The 17,933-nt window shown below is 71.4% G+C and carries 14 protein-coding genes; 8 read left to right on the top strand and 6 right to left on the bottom strand.

Features of this window, described 5'->3' with window-relative positions:
• Positions 1–7: 7 nt before the first annotated feature.
• Together QMG73_RS23080 and QMG73_RS23075 are read left to right on the top strand one after the other, a co-directional pair.
• Positions 8–1,603, top strand: a complete 1,596-nt coding sequence (locus tag QMG73_RS23080; RefSeq protein ID WP_281898904.1) for a class I adenylate-forming enzyme family protein — start codon at positions 8–10, stop codon at positions 1,601–1,603.
• Positions 1,596–2,771, top strand: a complete 1,176-nt coding sequence (locus QMG73_RS23075) for an FAD-dependent monooxygenase (protein WP_281898903.1) — start codon at positions 1,596–1,598, stop codon at positions 2,769–2,771. Before QMG73_RS23080 ends, QMG73_RS23075 begins: the two co-directional genes overlap by 8 nt.
• A 5-nt stretch (positions 2,772–2,776) precedes the next feature.
• Here QMG73_RS23075 and QMG73_RS23070 read toward each other — a convergent pair whose 3' ends face one another.
• The 4 genes from QMG73_RS23070 to QMG73_RS23055 all read right to left on the bottom strand — a co-directional run bounded on the left by QMG73_RS23070 (position 2,777) and on the right by QMG73_RS23055 (position 6,288).
• Positions 2,777–3,244, bottom strand: coding sequence for a carboxymuconolactone decarboxylase family protein (locus QMG73_RS23070; RefSeq protein WP_281898902.1), 468 nt, complete (start codon positions 3,242–3,244; stop codon positions 2,777–2,779).
• A 61-nt stretch (positions 3,245–3,305) separates the two neighbouring features.
• On the bottom strand, positions 3,306–4,076 hold the full coding sequence (locus QMG73_RS23065) for an aminotransferase class IV family protein (protein WP_281898901.1): 771 nt from the start codon (positions 4,074–4,076) through the stop codon (positions 3,306–3,308).
• Between the two features lie 4 nt (positions 4,077–4,080).
• Positions 4,081–4,800 carry an SDR family NAD(P)-dependent oxidoreductase gene (locus tag QMG73_RS23060; RefSeq protein WP_281898899.1) on the bottom strand — a complete coding sequence of 240 codons (720 nt, stop codon included), beginning with the start codon at positions 4,798–4,800 and terminating at the stop codon, positions 4,081–4,083.
• A 147-nt stretch (positions 4,801–4,947) separates the two neighbouring features.
• A complete protein-coding gene (locus QMG73_RS23055; RefSeq protein WP_281898897.1) occupies positions 4,948–6,288 on the bottom strand; it encodes a CHAP domain-containing protein in 1,341 nt (446 codons plus the stop codon).
• A gap of 476 nt (positions 6,289–6,764) precedes the next feature.
• Between QMG73_RS23055 and QMG73_RS23050 the strand changes: the two genes are divergently transcribed.
• The 5 genes from QMG73_RS23050 to QMG73_RS23030 all read left to right on the top strand — a co-directional run bounded on the left by QMG73_RS23050 (position 6,765) and on the right by QMG73_RS23030 (position 12,929).
• Complete coding sequence (locus tag QMG73_RS23050; protein WP_281898895.1) at positions 6,765–7,487, top strand: lysophospholipid acyltransferase family protein; 723 nt, start codon at positions 6,765–6,767, stop codon at positions 7,485–7,487.
• A gap of 55 nt (positions 7,488–7,542) precedes the next feature.
• Positions 7,543–8,493 carry an acyl-ACP desaturase gene (locus tag QMG73_RS23045; RefSeq protein ID WP_281898893.1) on the top strand — a complete coding sequence of 317 codons (951 nt, stop codon included), beginning with the start codon at positions 7,543–7,545 and terminating at the stop codon, positions 8,491–8,493.
• Positions 8,494–8,879: 386 nt separating this feature from the next.
• The gene (locus QMG73_RS23040) at positions 8,880–10,025 is read left to right on the top strand and encodes a sensor histidine kinase (protein WP_281898891.1); all 1,146 of its coding nucleotides are present in this window, start codon (positions 8,880–8,882) and stop codon (positions 10,023–10,025) included.
• Positions 10,022–10,690 carry a response regulator gene (locus tag QMG73_RS23035; RefSeq protein WP_281898890.1) on the top strand — a complete coding sequence of 223 codons (669 nt, stop codon included), beginning with the start codon at positions 10,022–10,024 and terminating at the stop codon, positions 10,688–10,690. The genes QMG73_RS23040 and QMG73_RS23035 overlap by 4 nt, the downstream gene beginning before the upstream one ends.
• Positions 10,691–10,811: 121 nt before the next feature.
• Positions 10,812–12,929 carry an MMPL family transporter gene (locus tag QMG73_RS23030; protein WP_281898888.1) on the top strand — a complete coding sequence of 706 codons (2,118 nt, stop codon included), beginning with the start codon at positions 10,812–10,814 and terminating at the stop codon, positions 12,927–12,929.
• 52 nt (positions 12,930–12,981) lie between these two features.
• Here the strand turns inward: QMG73_RS23030 and QMG73_RS23025 are convergent, their stop codons facing one another.
• The gene (locus QMG73_RS23025) at positions 12,982–14,994 is read right to left on the bottom strand and encodes an AfsR/SARP family transcriptional regulator (protein ID WP_281898886.1); all 2,013 of its coding nucleotides are present in this window, start codon (positions 14,992–14,994) and stop codon (positions 12,982–12,984) included.
• Between the two features lie 613 nt (positions 14,995–15,607).
• On the opposite strand from QMG73_RS23025, the gene QMG73_RS23020 reads away from it, so the two are divergent.
• Positions 15,608–16,222: a TetR/AcrR family transcriptional regulator gene (locus tag QMG73_RS23020; protein WP_281898884.1), complete on the top strand. Its 615-nt coding sequence runs from the start codon at positions 15,608–15,610 to the stop codon at positions 16,220–16,222.
• Between the two features lie 89 nt (positions 16,223–16,311).
• Here QMG73_RS23020 and QMG73_RS23015 read toward each other — a convergent pair whose 3' ends face one another.
• Positions 16,312–17,910, bottom strand: coding sequence for an FAD-dependent monooxygenase (locus tag QMG73_RS23015; RefSeq protein ID WP_281898882.1), 1,599 nt, complete (start codon positions 17,908–17,910; stop codon positions 16,312–16,314).
• Positions 17,911–17,933 lie beyond the last annotated feature (23 nt).

Here is a 17,933-nt window from a genome sequence, read left to right as displayed (position 1 = left end):
TTCTGGCATGTGGCAAAGGTTCTTCACCGGACGCGGCTTCTACCTCGGGCTGATGTTCCAGCAGGCGGCGGCCCGCCACCCCGACGTGCCGGTCTTCCTCGACCGCCCGCTCGACGTGACCGGCGACGACCGGCGCGACTACACGTACCGGGACTTCGCGAACCTTGTCGACGACCTGTCCGCCCGGCTGTGGACGGCCGGGGTGCGCCCCGCCGACCACGTCGCCATCCACAAGACGGACAACGTCGACATCGCACTGCTGGCCTGCGCGGTGTCCCGCATCGGGGCGGTACCGGCCATGCTGTCACCGGCGCTGACCGGCGTCGTCGTCGCCGGGCTGCTGGCCCGGCTCCAGCGGCCCTGGCTGGTCACCGACGAGGCCAAGCTGACCGGGTCGCTCGCCGAGGTGGGCGTGCGCGAGCTGGCCCGGCGAGTACTGACCGTGGGACTGGCGGGCGCGGAGTCGCCCGACGTCACCAACCTGACCGCGCTCGCCGGCGGCGGCACCCGGCGCCCACCCGTGCGGCTGTCGCCCCGCGACCCGGTACTGGTGACGCACAGCTCCGGCACCACCGGCGTACCGAAGCTGGCCGTCCACTGTGCGCAGACGATGTGGCACCGCCTGGTTCCGCAGAAGATGCTGGGCTGGCCCACCCGCGGCGAGACCGCTGCGCTGCACATGTCGTTCGTACACTCGCGCTTCTACCACGCGCTCGGCGTGTTCCTCCACTATGGAAGCCCGCTCCTGCTCCTGGTCGACCCCGACCCGAAGAGCGTCGCGCCGATGCTCACCCGCACCCGGCCGGGCATCCTGGAGACCCACCCCAACACCTATGTCCTGTGGGAGGACCTGGCGGACGCGCCCGGCGCGCCACTGGCCAGCGTCCGCTGCTTCGGCAGTACCTTCGACGCCATCCACCCGCGCACGCTGCGACGGCTGCTAGGCGCTTCGAAGCGGCGGTCGCCGTGGCTGACCCAGCTCTATGGACAGAGCGAGACCGGTCCCGTCGCCGCCTGGTGGTACACCCGGCGCAGCGCCCGGAAGGTGAACAGCCGGCTGGTCGGCAGGGGGCTTCCTGGCTTCACCCGGATCCGGGTCGTCGACCCGGACGGCAACCGTGTCAAGGCCGGCACCCCCGGCCACATCGAGGCCCGCACCCATGGACGCTGCCTGACCTACCTGGGCGGTGAGCAGCTGTACGCGCGCCAGCTCGACGCCGGCTGGTGGCGGATGGGCGACATGGGGTACCTCAACCGGTGGGGCGCCCTGCACCTCATCGACCGGGAGGTCGACCAGATCGACTCCGTGGCCAGCGGCCTGGAGGTCGAGGACGTGCTGATGTCGCGACTGGACGAGCTGCGCGAGGTGATCGTCGTACCGGACGGCGCCGGGAAGGCGGTGCCGGTCGTGTGCACCCGCGACGACGAGCCGATCGCGCCGGAGCGGTGGAAACGCGCCACCGACGACCTGCCCGCCATGACCGGTCCCATGCAGTGGCGCTTCGAGGACCTGCCCCGCACCTCGACCTGGAAGATCAAGAAGCTGGAGCTGGCCCGCATGATCGCGGCCGGTGACGTCCCCGCGGTCCGCTACGGTGGCTGACCATTTCCACACGCCGGTCCTCGTCGTCGGCGCGGGTCCCGTCGGGCTGACCGCCGCGCTCGCCCTGCGCGCGCACGGCATGCCCGTCACCGTGCTGGAGGCGGATCCGGAAGACCGGGTCCGCCCCGGCAGCCGGGCGCTGTTCGTACACCGGGAGTCCCTGCGGCTGCTGGAGCGGGCCAGCCCCGGGCTGGGCGCCTCGATCGCCCGGCACGGGGTGACCTGGCGGACCCGCCGCACCCTCTACCGTGGACGGCAGGTCTACGCGCGCTCGTGGCCACCACCGGTCGGCGGCGCCCTGCCGCCGTTCGCCAGCCTGCGCCAGGTGGAGACCGAACGCTTCCTGTTCGACGCCTGCGCGAAGGCCGGTGTCCGCTTCGAGTGGGGTGCCGCGGTGTCCGGCGCCACCGCGACCGCGTCCGGGGTCACGCTGACCACATCGGACTGTCGCGAGTGGACAGCGGGGTACGCGATCGCCGCGGACGGCGCCCGGTCGGCGGTGCGGCGGGCGCTGGCGATCCCGATGTCGGGTACCCGGTCAGCGGGGCGGCACGTCGTGGTGGACGTCGCCGGGGACCTGTCCGAGCGGGTCTTCCACTACGAACACCCGGGCCTCGGCGGGCGCACAGTGCTGCGGGTGCCGTTCACCGGCGGGTTCCAGGTCGACCTGCAGTGCCGCGACGATGACCCGCCCGAGGCGTACGACACGGCCGACGCGGTGCGGCGCTGGCTGCCGGCGGTCATCGGCGATGGGCACGGCGACCGGGTCCTGTGGGTGTCGACCTACCGGTTCCTTCAGGTCGTGGCCGACTCGTTCGCCGACCCGGCGCGCCGGGTGCTGCTGGTCGGCGAGGCCGCGCACCTGTTCCCGCCGTTCGGCGCGCGCGGCATGAACAGCGGCATCGCCGATGCCGTCGCCGCCGCGGACGCCATCGCGGCGGCGCTCGCGAACCCTGGCCGGGCACCGTGGGCGGTCGACCTGTTCGCGACGACCCGCCGCGCCGCCGCCGTGTCCAACAGCGCGGCGGCCGGCCGGGCCTTGGCGCACCTGCGCCCCGGACCGGCGATGCGGGCCCGGCAACGCGCGGCGGCGGCGCTCACCCCGCTGCTCCCCCGCCTCGGCTCCTGGCTCGAACACGCCCCATACGGCCCCCGCCACCCCTACTAAGCGGGCTAGCCCGCCGGAGTCATGCGGGTCGCGATGGCGATCCGGTTGTACGCGTTGATGACCGTCGCCGCCCAGATCAGCGCGGCGAGCTCGGCCTCGCTGAAAACCTGCGCCGCCGCCCGATACACGGCGTCCGGCACCCGTCCATCGTGGACCAGCGTGACCGCCTCGGTCAGCGCGAGCGCCGCCCGCTCCCGCTCAGAGTAGAAGGGCGACTCCGACCACGCGTTCAGCGCGTAGATCCGCTGCTCGGACTCTCCCGCCGCCCGGGCGTCGCGGGTGTGCAGGTCCAGGCAGAACGCGCAGCCGTTGATCTGTGAGGCCCGGATCCGCACGAGCTCCAGCAGCGGCGCCTCCAGCCCCGCCGACTCGGCCGCTGTCACGGCGGCGGTGTGCAGCGCGCGCATCGCGCCGGACACGTCGGGGGTGACCTTCTTGAGGGCGACTCGTGCTGTCATCGTGTCGGTCGTCATGCCGCGATCGTATCCACGCGCGCGGCGGCCGGTGATCGGTTGCTCGGCCCACCGGCGCGGTTCACAGTTCCTCGCCCGGGATAGCGAGGTATGCCTCACGCAGCTCGCGGACGATCCCGGCCGCCGCCTCGTAGGCGGTCTCGTCGATCCGGCCGACCGGCCGCACACCGACCGCGGCGTTGGCCACGAACGCCACCGGCATCGACGCCGCCGCCGCGAGGTCGACCTCCCGCACCGTCTCCGCCCGGCCCAGCGACCGCAGCAGCGCCACGGTCACGCCGGGCAGACACTCGGCCACCGGCCACACCAGCCGTTCGCCGTCGAAGAATCCGACGTTCCAGGTGGCGCCCTCGGAGACGTTGCCGCGCCGGTCGACGAACAGCACATCGTCGTACCCCGCCCGCTGCGCGAGCCGCCGCAGCCGGATCGCCGCGAACAAACCCACATGCTTCACCCCGGGCTCGTCGCGCTCATGGCGCGCGGTCCGCAACCGCAGCGGCGGCGGCTCGCCATCGTGTACCGGCCGAGTGGTCACCAGGATGTGTGGCTCGGCGGCACGCGCGGGGCGTGCGAGGTCCAGGTCGGGCGCGAAGACCGTCACCCGGACCATCGTGGCGCCCTCACCGCAGGCGCGCCGCACCAGCCGCCGCACGGTGTCCGGGTCGAGGTCGGCGTCGAAGACGGTGCGGCAGTTGTCGACGAGCCGGCGCAGGTGCAGCGACAGGCCCCGGACCCGCCCGCCGTCGACCCGCATCGTGGTGAAGTGGCCGTAGTTGTAGAGCGCCAGGGCGGCGAGCTCCTCCGGCGTCACGCTCCGGCCGTCGAGTTCCATGTGATCAATCCTGCCCGACCGGAGCGACCTGCTCGAAGCGGAACTCGCGGATGAAGCAGTCCCGAGGCTGGCTCACCGCGAACAGTACGCAGTCGACGACCGACCGCGCGGTGAGTTCGCTGGACGCGTCGCGGGGTCCATCCTGGACGAAGTCCGGCGGAAACAGCGACACGACACGGATCCCCTCGGCACGCACCCGATGCGACAGGATCTCGGCGAACCCGGCCTGCGCGTGCTTGGCGGCGTAGAAGGCCGGGTGCGCTCCCGAGCGGCGGTGCCCCACCTCGCCGCAGCCGGAGATGAGGTTGACGATGTCGGGGCGCGCCGAGGCGCGCAGCAGCGGCAGCAGGTGCTTGGTGAGCAGCACCGTACCGGTCGCCGCGCCGGCGATCGCGTCGACGATGTCGTCGTCCTCGACGTCGCCGAGGTCTTCGCCGTGCAGGTAGGCGGCGCCGTTGTTGACCAGTACGTCGACCCGGTCCGTGCGGCCGGCCAGCGCCACCGCGAACGCGCGCACCGAATCGGGGCTGGCCAGATCGCAGGCGAACGGCTCGGCACCGCCATGCCCACGCTCGCGGATCAGCTCCGCGGTCCGCTCGGCGGCGTCCACTCGGCGGGCGGCCACGAAGACGTACGCGCCGCGTTCGGCGAAAGCCGTCGCCAGTAACCGTCCCGTGTCGCGCCCAGCCCCGGTGACCACTACCCGTATCCCGTCAAGACTCACCCCAGGACGATATTCCAGCGGTGATCGACCCGAGCGGCGGGCGCCCCCGTGTCCGGGACCGCCCGCCTCGTCCGGCGCCGAGCGTGCTCAGCCGATGGCTACGTCGCGGCCATGTTCATTTCCACGGTTCTGAACCTCCTGGGTTGGTCAGCGCTTGCCGACGATGGTGATTTGGGCGGTACCGTCATCCAGCCCGGCGATGGCCACGGCGCTGCCGCCGGCGGCGTTCGTCGTGCCGATACCGCGCACGGGCTGGAAGCCGGTCCACTGGGCAGCGGCGTCACGGATCTGGTGATAGACGCCGCCGTCGGCACCGACTATGAGAAGCTGAGCCGACTTGTCCGGCATCCCGGCGATGGCCACGTCGCTGCCGCGCGCGGCGTCCGTGGTGCCCATGCCCCGCAGCAGTTGGAAGCCCGACCAGCAGCCCTCGGCGCTGTTGCAGACGCGTGCCACGTTGTCGTCGCCGGGCATGACGTAGCGGTGCGGGTAACGCAGCTGGTGGTACACGCCGCCGTCGGCGCCGATGATGAGCACCTGGGCCACCCCGCCGGGCAGCCCGGTGATGGCGACCCGGCTGCCCTGCGCGACGCCGGTGGTGTTCATGCCGGCCAGTGGCTGGAATCCGGTCCACTGGCCGTCCGTGCGGAGGATCTGGTGATACACACCGCCGTCCGCGCCGATGATGAGCACCTGCGCCGAGCCGTCCGGCATACCGGTGATGGCGACCCGGCTGGCCTGCGCCGTGTCCGGCACGCCCATCCCCGGCAGCGGCTGGAGTCCGCTCCAGTTGCCGTCCGCACCGCGCACCTCGTGATAGACGCCGCCGTCGGCGCCGACGATCAGCACCTGGGTGGAGCGGTCCGGCATCGCCGCGATCGACATGTCTCGCGCGTCGCCGGGCAGGCCCGTCAGGTATCCAAGCATCGGCTGGAAGCCCGACCAGTTCCCGTCCACATCGCGTACCTGGTGGAACATCGGCCCGGACAGTGGCGCCGGCGGCACCGTGTCGGCCACGCCGGGTGGGCTGACGTACCCGGAGATCAGCGCGTTCTGCCCACCGGAGCGAGCGGTCCGCGGGTCGATGGTGCGCCGCGCCACCCGATCGCCGTAGTTGCCGTCGATCGTGGTGATCGTGCCGTCGCCGTTCACCGAGTACACGATGGACACGTGGCCGCCCTCACCCGATCCGGGCTCGCCGTAGACCACGATGTCGCCCGGGAGCGGGTTGCCCGCCGCGCCCGCCGGCCGCCGCTTGAACAGTCCACGTTCGACACCCCACGAGCCGACAGCGGTCGCCACCCATGTGGTGGGTACCGGCGCCACACCCGTGTTGCTCCACACCCACTCGGCGCCGCGCGACCCGGTCGCGCGGCTACGCCTCGCGGCGGTATGGCCGCGCCGGTTGGCGGCGATCTCGTCGGCCAGCGCAGACCCGACGCCCGCGCCTCGCGCGGACGCCCGCGATCCGCACCGACGCCTGCGCAAGGCCGCACTTTCCGGGAAAACGTCCCCTCCGCTCGGCCCTGATGCCGCAAGTTCCCCGAAAATGCACGATCCCCACCCCGCAGCGCGCAATCCTCACCCAGCGCCGCGCGACCCCCACCCCGCGCCGCGCGACCCCCACCCCGCGCCGCGCGACCCCCACCCCGCGCCGCGTGGTCCCCCGCCCTCGCCACGCGATCCTCACGCTGCGCCGCGCGATCCCTTGCTCTGCGCCGCGCGGTGGCGCGCGAGGCGGCCGCCGCGGCCGCCCGGCCCCGCCGATCAAGGGCAATCGCAACGATCAAGGGCGAATGCACGCGGTTTAGAGATCGAACCACGTGCGTTCGCCCTTGATCGGCGCACAGGGCGTGGCGACACGCCGTCACGGGCGGGCGGCGGCGCCGGGGAGGGCGGCGGCGCGGGGCTCGCGGGGTGGCTGTGGCGTTGAGGTAGCGGGTGGGCACGCTACGGTTTCGGTCATGCGCGACCTCGTATACCCGCCGGTCATCGCCTTCATGAAGGGGGCGTTCCGGGCACTCGACCTTCGGATCACGCTCCAGGGCGCCGAGCACATCCCGTCGACCGGTGGCGCCGTGCTGGCGAGCAACCATGTCAGCTACCTGGACTTTATCTTCTGCGGGTTCGCCGCCCAGCCGGCGAAGCGGCTGGTCCGGTTCATGGCGAAGCAGGAGGTTTTCGCACACAAGATCAGCGGACCGCTCATGCGTGGTATGCATCACATCCCGGTGGACCGGGACGCCGGCCTGGCGTCGTACAAGGCGGCCCTCGCCGCGCTCAAGGCCGGCGAGGTGGTCGGTGTGTTCCCAGAGGCGACGATCAGCACCTCGTTCGTGCCGAAGGAGTTCAAGAACGGGGCGGTCCGGATGGCGGCCGCGGCGGGCGTGCCGCTGGTGCCGATGGCGTTGTGGGGCACGCAGCGTATGTGGACCAAGGGGCGCAAACGCACCCTGACGAAGCGGCACCTTCCGGTGACGCTTCTCGTGGGCGAGCCGCTGCTGCCGGGGCGCCGCGACGACCACGTCGCGGTCAACGCCGAGCTGCGGGCGCGGATCACGGATCTTGTCGACAAGCTGCAGCGGGAGTACCCGGACAAGCCGGCCGGCGCGGACGACATGTGGTGGTTGCCTGCCCATCTGGGCGGTTCCGCACCTGGTCCCACGCTCGCGACTGGCGGCGACTAGCTACGGTACCGTAACCTACGAGACCGTAGGTAGCTGTACTTCCGGGAGGATCGCTGTGCCCGCTGAGATCACCGACACGCACGCGTTGCTGCGGGAGCTCGAGCCCGTCGTCGAGGTCAACGTCAACCGCCACCTCGCGACGGCCAAGGAGTGGTTCCCGCACGAGTATGTGCCGTGGAGCCAGGGCACCGACTTCGACGGTGTGCTCGGTGGGCAGGCGTGGGAGCCGGGCCAGTCCAAGCTGTCCGACGTGGCCCGCACGTCCCTGATCGTCAACCTGCTCACCGAGGACAATCTGCCCAGCTACCACCGCGAGATCGCCACCCTCTTCGGTCGCGACGGCGCGTGGGGCACCTGGGTGCACCGCTGGACCGCCGAGGAGGGCCGGCACGGCATCGCGATCCGCGACTACCTGCTGACCACCCGCGCGGTCGACCCGATCGCCCTCGAACGGGCCCGGATGACCCACATGGAGCAGGGCTACGACAACGCCTACGACGGCGTCATCGAGTCCATCGCGTACGTGTCGTTCCAGGAGCTGGCGACCCGGGTGGCGCACCGCAACACCGGCCGGATCAGCGGAGACCCGATCTGCGACCAGTTGCTGGCGAAGGTCGCGGCCGACGAGAACCTGCACATGCTGTTCTACCGCAACGTGCTCAGCGCGGCGTTCGACCTGTCGCCCAACGCGGCGATGCGCGCGGTGACCGAGGTGGCGAAGAGCTTCCAGATGCCCGGCCACGGCATCGAGAACTTCGGCCGCAAGTCGGTGCAGATCGCGTTCGCCGGGATCTACGACCTGCGCATCCACCACGACGAGGTGCTCATGCCGGTGCTGCGCCAGGTGCGGGCGTTCGAGCGGGACGCCATGTCCGGCGACGGCGAGGCGGCCCGCGAGGAGCTGGCGGCGTTCATGTCCGAATTGGACACCAACGCGTCGCGCTTCACCGCCCGCCGCGAGGCGGCCCAGGCCCGCGCCGCCAACCGGGCCGCCGCCGTGGCCTAATTCGGCACGACCCGATCAAATCGAATAGTTGCTACGAACCTAAATCCGAATGTATTTCGGAATAGCGGATTCGGTGAATGGTGACGGCACCGACCGGGTCGAAATCAATGGCCACCAGAATCACGCCAGCGGAAATAACGGTCGATGACCTGGGCAGTTGGCGTAGCTCCGGAGATCGACCACACTGGTCACCATGACGCCCGCCCCGGGGCTGCTCCCGGACGCCCGAAATGCCATAGTCGACCGGATCGGCGTCGGCGCGGCGTCCGACCCGCTGAGCCCGCCGCTCCGCCACTAGGACACCCGTGGACGGGGGACGCGTACGTCCAGGTGAGTACGTTCCTGAGCGGACGACTGGCCCGGATCTAGACCATACGCTCAGTCACGTGCGCCCGTTCGGCAGATGGCCAGACCCGCTGGTGCCGCTCGACATCGTGCTGGCTGTCGCGGTCGGCTTGTTCGTGATCCTCACCGCGCCGCAGGTCGGCAGTGCGGTGGGCACCGACACGCCCAGCCACCTGGACGCGACCGGCTACCTCCTGGTGATCACGACCGCCGCCGCCCTGGTCTTCCGGCGCCGCTTCCCCGACGTCGCCCTCGCGGTCGCGGCGGCCGCCACGTTCACGTTCGTCATGCTCGGTTACCCCGACGGACCGATCTACCTGGGCGTGATGGTCGCGATGTACTCGGTGGCGGTCGCGCGCAGCACGCGGCACGCGGTCGTCTGGGCGGTCGTGCTCGCGATCACGTACCTCGTCTGGCTCGTGGTCGTCACAGGACAGTGGACGGACGCGCTGGACACCCTCGGCTGGCTCGCGGCTCCCCTCGGCCTCGGCGTCGCGGTGCGTACGCACGGGGAGGCCCGGTTCCGGGCGGTGGCCCACGACCGGCGCCGCCAGGTGTACGAGGAGCGGCTGCGGATCGCGCAGGAGGTGCATGACGCGGTGGGCCACAGCCTCGCCATGATCAGCATCAACGCCGGGGTCGCGCTGTACATCCTGGCCAAGCAGGAGTCGCCGCAACCGCAGATGGAAGCCACCCTGCGGGCCATCCGGCAGGCCGGCAACGGCGCGCTCGACGAGCTGCGGGCGACGCTGGCCACCTACACCGGGCAGGTGTCGCCGCCCGATCAGCGCCCACCGCCCGGCCTCGCCGCTCTGCCCGACCTGGTGAGCGCGACCGCCGTCGACGGGCTGCGCGTGCACCTCGACGTCACCGGTGTCCCGAACGGCGTGCCGTCCACTGTCGACCACGCCGGCTACCGCATCGCCCAGGAGGCACTGACCAACGTGATACGGCACGCGGCCGCCGAGCACGCCACCATCCGGGTCGAGTACGGCCCGCACCAGATCGAGCTGCTCATCACCGACGACGGCCGGGGCGGCAAGCCACCCAACCCGGCCGGCAGCGGGCTGGCCAGTATGGGCGAGCGGGCCCGCGCGCTCCGCGGCTCGTTCTCCGCCGGCCCGGTCGAAGGCGGCGGCTTCGAGGTCCGCGCCATCCTTCCGTACGGTGGTCAGGTGGTCCGATGATCCGCGTGCTGCTAGTCGATGACCAGGCGCTCCTGCGCATGGGGCTCCGGACGCTCATCGAGGTCGAACCCGACCTGGAGCTGGCCGGCGAGGCCGAGGACGGGCACGCCGCGCTCGCGATGATCCGCGAGCAACGGCCCGACGTGGTGCTGCTCGACGTGCGGATGCCCCGCCTCGACGGTCTGGCCACGCTCCGCCAGCTCGCCGCCGACGCCGACCTGTCCGCCGTACGGGTCGTCATCCTCACCACGTTCGAGCTCGACGACTACATCTTCGAGGCGCTCCGCGCGGGAGCATCCGGTTTCATCACCAAGGACGCCGAGCCCGAGGAGCTGTTGCGGGCCATCCGGGTGGTCGCCGAGGGCAACTCGCTGCTGTCCCCCGCGGTCACCCGGCGGGTCATCCGGCGCTTCGGCGCCGATCCGTCGGCCGGTCGAACCCACCGCCCGCACCCCGAGCTCCACCTGCTCACCGACCGGGAGCGGGAGATCGTGGGCTGGGTCGCGACGGGCAGCTCCAACGAGACGATCGCCAAGCAGCTGACGGTGAGCACGGCGACCGTGCGCACCCACGTCAGCCGCGCCATGGTCAAACTCGGCGCCCGCGACCGTGCGCAACTGGTCGTCATCGCCTACCAGTCCGGGATGGCGGTCCCGTACGTATAGCCAGAGTCGGGCCCGCGTACGCCGCGTGACGTAGGCGGGAGAGCCGGTCTGTGGCCGACGCGCGCGACGGCGTCCAGGCGGCACCCTCCGTAGGACACCGTTTCCATCGGAGGTTCCAGTCATGTCCGTGTGGCACAAGCTGGCCGGCTTACCGGCCGACCGCCGCGCTAAATGGGTTACCGCGGCGGTCTGGCTGCTGCTCGCCGTGCTCGCCGTGAGTCTCGCCGGGCAGAGCGGCGAAGACAGCGGCAGCGATACCGACGCTCTACCCGCCAACGCCGAGTCGACCAAGGCCGTCGAGCTGGCCGACCGCGACTTCCCGCCGGAGCCGGAGCAGCTGCTGCTGGTCTACGCCCGGGACGGTGGCATCACCCCGACCGACCGAGCAGCGGCGACCGCGGACGCCTCGGCACTGCGCCGGTTCGCGGACGGCGAGATCCCGCCGCCCATCCCGTCCGAAGACGGCGACGCGCTGCTCGTCATGATCCGCCTCGCGCCGGAGCACGCCGACGACGCGCACATCGGCGATACGCTCGCCACCGCCCGGGACACGCTCGCGGCCGGCCGGCCAACCGGGCTGGACGCCCGCGTCACCGGGGGCGCCGCCGCCTCGACCGACTTCAGCGAGGCGTTCAACTCCGTCGACACCACGCTCCTGCTGGCCACCGTCGTGGTCGTCGCGGTGCTGCTCCTGCTGACCTACCGCAGCCCGATCCTCCTGCTGATCCCGCTGCTGTCGGTGGGACTGGCCAGCCAGCTCGCCAGCGCGGTGGTCAAGCTCCTGTCCAAGTACGGCGGCCTGGTCGCGGACGACATCAGCGGCGGCATCCTCACCGTACTCATCTTCGGCGTGGGCACCGACTACGCGCTGCTGCTCATCTCGCGGTACCGCGAGGAGCTGACCCGGCACGCGGACCGGCACGAGGCGATGCGGGTGGCGCTGACCCGGGCCGTCCCGGCCGTCGCGGCGTCCGCGGTGACGGTGATCCTGGCCCTGGTCGCGCTCACGCTGGCGGAGCTCAACTCCACCCGCGGCCTTGGCCCGATCGGTGCGATCGGCATCGCCTGCGCTCTCCTGGTGATGACCACGCTCCTGCCGGCGCTGCTGGTCGTCTGCGGACGATGGATCTTCTGGCCGCGCACCCCGCGCTTCCGGCCGCACGAGACGCCGGCGAAGCCGGGCGTCTGGGCCCGGGTGGCCGGCGCGGTCAGCCGCCATTCCCGCCCGATCTGGCTCGTGGCGGCGCTGGCGCTCGCGGCGACCAGCCTCGGCACGACGCAGCTGTCCACCGGCTTGGAACGCGCCGAGGCGTTTGTCACCAAACCCGACTCGGTACTCGGGCAGGAGCTGCTGGCCGCGCACTTCCCGGCCGGCGCCACCGGGCCGAGCGAGATCTTCGCACCGGCCGCCAGCGCTGAACGGGTGGCCACGGCGGCTCGGGCCGTGCCCGGCATCGCCCAGGTGGACACGGAGGACGCGACGACGTCACGGAGCGGCGACTGGGTGCGCTACCCGGTCATCCTGGACGACGAGCCGGAGACGCAGGCGGCGGAGAAGACCGTCGAGCGGCTCCGTGCGGCAGTGCACGATGTGGACGGTGCGGTGCTGGTGGGCGGTACCACCGCGGAGCGGCTCGACGTCGACGACGCGATGAACCGGGACCTCCGGCTGATCCTGCCGTTGATCCTGCTCATCGTGCTCGGCGTGCTGATGGTCCTGCTGCGGGCGGTGGTGGCGCCGCTGCTGCTGCTCGCCAGCGTCGTGCTGTCGTTCGCGGCGGCGCTGGGCGCGGCCACGCTGGTGTTCCACGCGATCGGCCACCCGACCATCGACCGGGTGGTGCTGCTGTACGGCTTCCTCTTCGTGGTCGCCCTCGGCGTGGACTACACCATCTTCCTGATGGCACGCGCCCGGGAGGAGACGGCCGCGCTCGGAAACGCCAGGGCGGTGGAGCGGGCGCTCGCCTCGACCGGCGCGGTCATCATCAGCGCCGGCCTGGTGCTGGCCGGCACGTTCTCCGTGCTCAGCGTCATGCCGATCGTGTTCATGGTGCAGATCGGCATCCTGGTCGCGATAGGCGTGCTCCTGGACGCGTTCGTGGCCGCGTCGCTGCTGGTGCCGTCGCTGGTGACCGCCACCGGCCGCCGCACCTGGTGGCCCGGCCGCCTCGCCCGCGAGCCGCGGCCAGACCCGGACCCGGTCGAAGGGCGGGCGCCCCTGGAGGCGGCGGAGCCGTGACGCGGGAGAGGGTGGGCCCCGCACGGGCCCACCCTCTCATCGTCGAACCCGGCTAGCCGACCAGGTGGTCGCTTCGGGCCGGCACTTCGAACAGAGCGGGCGGAAAGTACGTCTGCACCTCCTGGCCCACCAGTGCGGCCAGGCAGTCCGCCGCGTAGACGCGGGCGAGGCCCAGAAACACGTACCGGTGGGCACGCCCGCTCCTGGTGTCGACCATCGCGAGCAGGTGGCACTCGACGAGCCGGGCGAGCACCATCTCCGCGACGAGCGGCGGGCAGCCGAGCAGCGACACCACGTCCTGTGCGTCGAACGCGCGGTCGCCGAGCAGGCACAGCAGTCGGAGCGCCCACCTTTCCCGTTCGTCCAGCCGCTCGTAGCTGGCCGTGTACCGGGCTCGTACGTCGATGTCGCCGATGCTCAGCTCGGCGAGGCGGGTCGGAGCGGCCGACAGCTGCTGAGCGAACCTGCGCAGCGACACGTTGGGCGAGGCCGCCAGCCGGGCCGCCGCGCCGCGCACCGCGAGCGGCAGGTTGCCGCAGAGCCGCACGATGTCCGCGGCCGCGTCGACCTCGGCGTCCACCCGCCGCCGCCCGATGACGCCGCTGAGCAGGCGCAGGCAGTCGTTGAGACGTAACGGCTGCACCGCCGCCGTGCGGGCGCCCGGCAACCCGTGCGCGAACCGGCTGGTGACGATCACACCGCACCGCGCGTCGCCCGGCATCAGCGGCTCCACCTGCCATGCCGAGGCCGCGTCGTCGAGGACGATGAGGACGCGGCGTTTGGCACACCAGCCGCGGTAGAGCCGGGTGGCCGCGCCAAGCTCGATATCCGACCCGCCGGCCGGCAGCGCGTCGACGGAACGGAGGAAGTCGAGCAGCACGTCGTACGGCGCTGCCGGCTCGGCGTCGGTGCCGCGCAGGCGAGCGAAGAACTGGCCGTCCGGAAACCGGGCCCGCACGCGGTGCGCGAGATGCAGCGCGGTGGACGTCTTGCCCACCCCGGGCGTGCCGGTCAGGGAGACCATCCGGCCTTCGGCCCGCCGGTGGTCGGGGCTGGTGAGGAACCTTTCGAGGTCCAGGATGAGCTGCTCGTGGCCGGTGAAGTCCGCGACGGCGGGCGGTAGCTGCGCGGGCACGGGCGCCGGCGCGACCGTCACCGGACCGGAGGCGGCGCCCGCCAGACCCGACTCGACGGCCAGCGGGGTCGGTGTGGCGCCATCGGCTGGCGCGATGGCCGGCACCGCCGGACCCCCCGCCGCGGCGCGTGCGGCCGCCGTGGGAAGTGTGGAGACGGTGGCGACCTGCCGCACCGGTACCGGACGGGAGGTGAGGATCGAGTGCTGCAGGGCTCGCAGCTCGGCCGACGGCTCCAGGCCGAGCTCCTCGCGGAGGATTCGTTGCAGCCGCCGGTACGCCTCGAGCGCTTCGTGTGGCCGGCCGGCGAGGGCCAGCGACGTGATGAGCTTCGCGTAGAAGGTCTCGCTCAACGGGTGCGTCATGATGAGGGCTTTCAGCTCGCTGATCAGGCTCTGGTGGTTGCCCAGCTGAAGGTCGGCCTCCATGCGCATCTCCAGCACCCTGAGGCGGCGCTCCTCGAGGCGGGTCGCCTCGGCGGCGAGAAGGTTGCCCACCGGCACGTTGGCGAGGGCCGGACCGCGCCACAGCCCGAGCGCCTCGGTGAGGGCGCGGCGCGCCTCCTCGGGCGCGCCCCGGTCCAGCGCGCGTGCGCCCGCGTCGGCCTGCTCCTCGAACTCGTCCAGGTCGAACTGCCCCCCGGAGACCTGTAGCTGATAGCTGTATCCGTTGGTGCGCAGCAGTTTGCTGCCCTCCCCCGGCCGCTCCACGTCGAGCATCTTGCGCAGCTTGTAGATGTACGTCTGGAGCGTCGGCAACGCGCTCTCCGGCGGGCATTGCCCCCAGAGCTCGTCGATCAGCGATGCCGTCTGCACGGTGCGGTTGCGCCGCAGGATAAGCAGCGCCATAACGGCGCGCTGTTTGGGCGCGCCTGGCGTCAGATCACGGCGATCACCCGCGATCTCCAGCGGCCCAAGGACCTGAAACCTCATCCGTCTGTTCCTTCCCCCGCGTCTGCCGAATCTCCCGCAAGGTCGAATTCAGCGACCCATTTCACCCCATACCGAAAGGTTTGCGCAATTGGACTTTTGTCAATGTTGTGCCATCCGCCAATGCATAGACTTGCAATGAGACGCCAGAAACGGGCCTTCGTTACGAGCCAGGGTGACCGCCCTTAATCAATGCGGCCGCAATGTGGCGGGCTGGACATCGCCTCCCCTTTAGATACTCTATCGTATCCAAGGAGAAAGTTAACACGGTGCGGAACAGCGACGCAAGGCTTCTGCCATTGATTAGGTTATATTCATGTTGCCTGAGTGGGTAACAGCAGATGAAACGGCGCAAATGACCGGCCATTGGGGGCGAAAGTTACCACTCCGTACGCAGAACTGCGTACGGAGAACTACCGCAATCAACGTACGATGCCTGCACGATTGGCCGTACATTCGAAACACCTCGCGGCCGATGACCGCGACGTTCAGTTCCGTAGAATGAGTTCTGCGCCAGTTGTGGGGATGTTGCGGGACAGCACCGGTTTCCACGGTTTCTCCCTGCGCCGCGCGCGCCGTAGTCGCGCCCCGCTGATTCCAGGGAGATGATCTTGTCATGGCGACGACGGACGACCCGACGAACGCACCCCGCCGAAGGCGAGGAGACGCCCTACTCCAGGCCATCTACGACAGCGTGCTGGCCGAGCTGGCCGAGGTCGGCCTTGGGCGACTCACCATGGAGGGGATCGCCGCGCGGGCCGGCACCGGCAAGATGCCGCTCTATCGCCGCTGGGCGTCCCCCCACGACCTGTTACTCGAGGCCGTGCGCAACCTGCTCGCCACGGTGGCCCCCAACGACGGCGCGCTGCCCGACACCGGCAGTCTGCGAGAGGATCTCATGATCCTGCTCAACCACCCGCGGGACGTCATGGCCGGTCCAGTGGGCCCGGCGATCAGCGCGGTCATCAGCGAGCGGCACCGCTACCCGGCGCTGATCGGGGCCATCAGCAACAGGATCTTCGGTACACACACGAGAATCGAGGCGGTGCTACGCCGGGCGGCCGAGCGTGGCGAGATCGACGCGGAGCGGATCACGCCGCACGTCTGCCTGGCCGGTCCGGCCCTTCTGATCCTGTGCTACCTGGTGGAGGGCAAGCCGCCCGCGCGGACGGAGATGAACGCGATCATCGACAGCGTCGTGCTGCCCGCCCTGGGAGTGGTCCCGGATTGAGGGCGGCGACCGGACGGCACACTTCAGGGCGCCCCGCGTGATGCGGGACGCCCTGATCGGAGGTGCGGTGGAACCGGAGGTGCGGTGAATCAGGCCCCGCGGCAGAGGACCCGCTCCAGGGCCTCGCCCAGCGCCTGGGCGGGGTCGGCGACCGCACCCGGCGAGCGCCACGCCACGAAGCCGTCCGGGCGTACGAGCACCGCGCCCGTGTCACCGACGCCGTACGCGGTACCCCAGGCGCCGTCGACGTCGCGCAGGTCGTCCGGGCCCGACCCGAACTGGTGGCAGGCCACGCTGACGCCCAAGGCGCCACCGGCGACCGCCGCCGCCTTCTGCCACCCCTCGCCTTCCGGACCGGTCAGCAGGACGAAGCCGTCGCCGTACAGGTCGAGGAGCGAGCCGCGCTCACCGTCCCGGTCGACGACCACGTGCGCGGCCCGCGTACCCGGGCGGCCGCTCGGCCGGCGCGGGTCTTCCAGCGGCTCGCCGTCGTCGGGCGCCTCGACTACCACGGCACGCGAGCGGTACCGGTACCCGAAGACGACACTGCAGTGATCGTGCGGCGCGTACGGCTTGCCGTCCGCGCCGCCCGGGTTCCGCGCGCCGAACATCGGGGTACGGGCGACCGCCTCCTTCATCGTCAGCGACCCGACCGGATGCCGCTCCTGCTCGTACGTGTCCAGCAGCGCCGGTCCGGCCGTGCCGTCGAGCACCGCGGCCAGCTTCCAGGCCAGGTTGTGCGCGTCCTGGATGCACACGTTGCCGCCGAACCCGCCGGTGGAGGGCATCACGTGCGCGGCGTCACCGACCAGGAAGACCCGGCCCTCCCGGATCCGCTGGGCCACCAGCGCGCCAACCTCCCAGGGCTCCGCGCCGACCACCTGGGGCCGCAGGTCCGGCAGCCCCACCGCGATCCGGATGAGGTCGACGCACCGCTCCTCGGTGAAGTCGGCCGCGGTCTCGTGCGCCTCCCGGGGCAGCGTCAGCTGCCACCGGCCGCCGTGCCGGGGCAGCAGGCCGCTGCCGGGGAACCGCTCGATCATGCAGATCTTGATGCTGCGTCCCCGGACCACCTCGCTGAGGTCGGCGTGGAACAGGATGCTGCACCGGTATCCGAAGACGCCCGGCCCGACCCGCTTGATGGCCAGCCGTTCGCGCACCGGGCTGTGCGTGCCGTCGGCCGCCACCAGGTACGACGCGCGGACCACCCGCTCGGTGCCGGTGGCCACCGTACGCAGGACCGCTCGGACGCCGTCCGCCTCCTCGCTGAACTCCACCATCTCGGTGCCGAACCGCACGTCGGCGCCGAGCTCCATGGCCCGCCGGTGCAGCACCGGCTCGAGCAGGTCCTGGTCGCACATCGCCTCGACCGTGGGGCTGACGCCTTCGAACGCGTCGTTGTGCGGGGGCACCAGCTCGCGGATCTCGCGGCCGGCCAGGGACTCAGCCATGATCACCCGAGAACCCTCGTTGGCGCTGTCGTCGATTTCCTGGATCGCCGGCGTCAGCCCGACCTGGTCGAAGCATTCCATCGACCGGGCCGACACGCCGCGAATCCGCGGGTGGCGCGAACTGCCCGCCCGGCGCTCCACCACCATGCACGGAACACCGTGGTGAGCCAGGAACACCGCCGTCGATAGCCCGCTGACCATGCCGCCGATGACCAGGACCGGCGTGTACTCTTCCATGCCTTCCTCCTGAAGCACGTGGC

Origin of the sequence: Phytohabitans aurantiacus, assembly GCF_027923225.1 — a bacterium.
GTDB lineage: Bacteria > Actinomycetota > Actinomycetes > Mycobacteriales > Micromonosporaceae > Phytohabitans > Phytohabitans aurantiacus.
The sequence above is the reverse complement of the archived record's forward strand: the minus strand, read 5'-3'. Positions and strand labels throughout refer to the sequence as shown.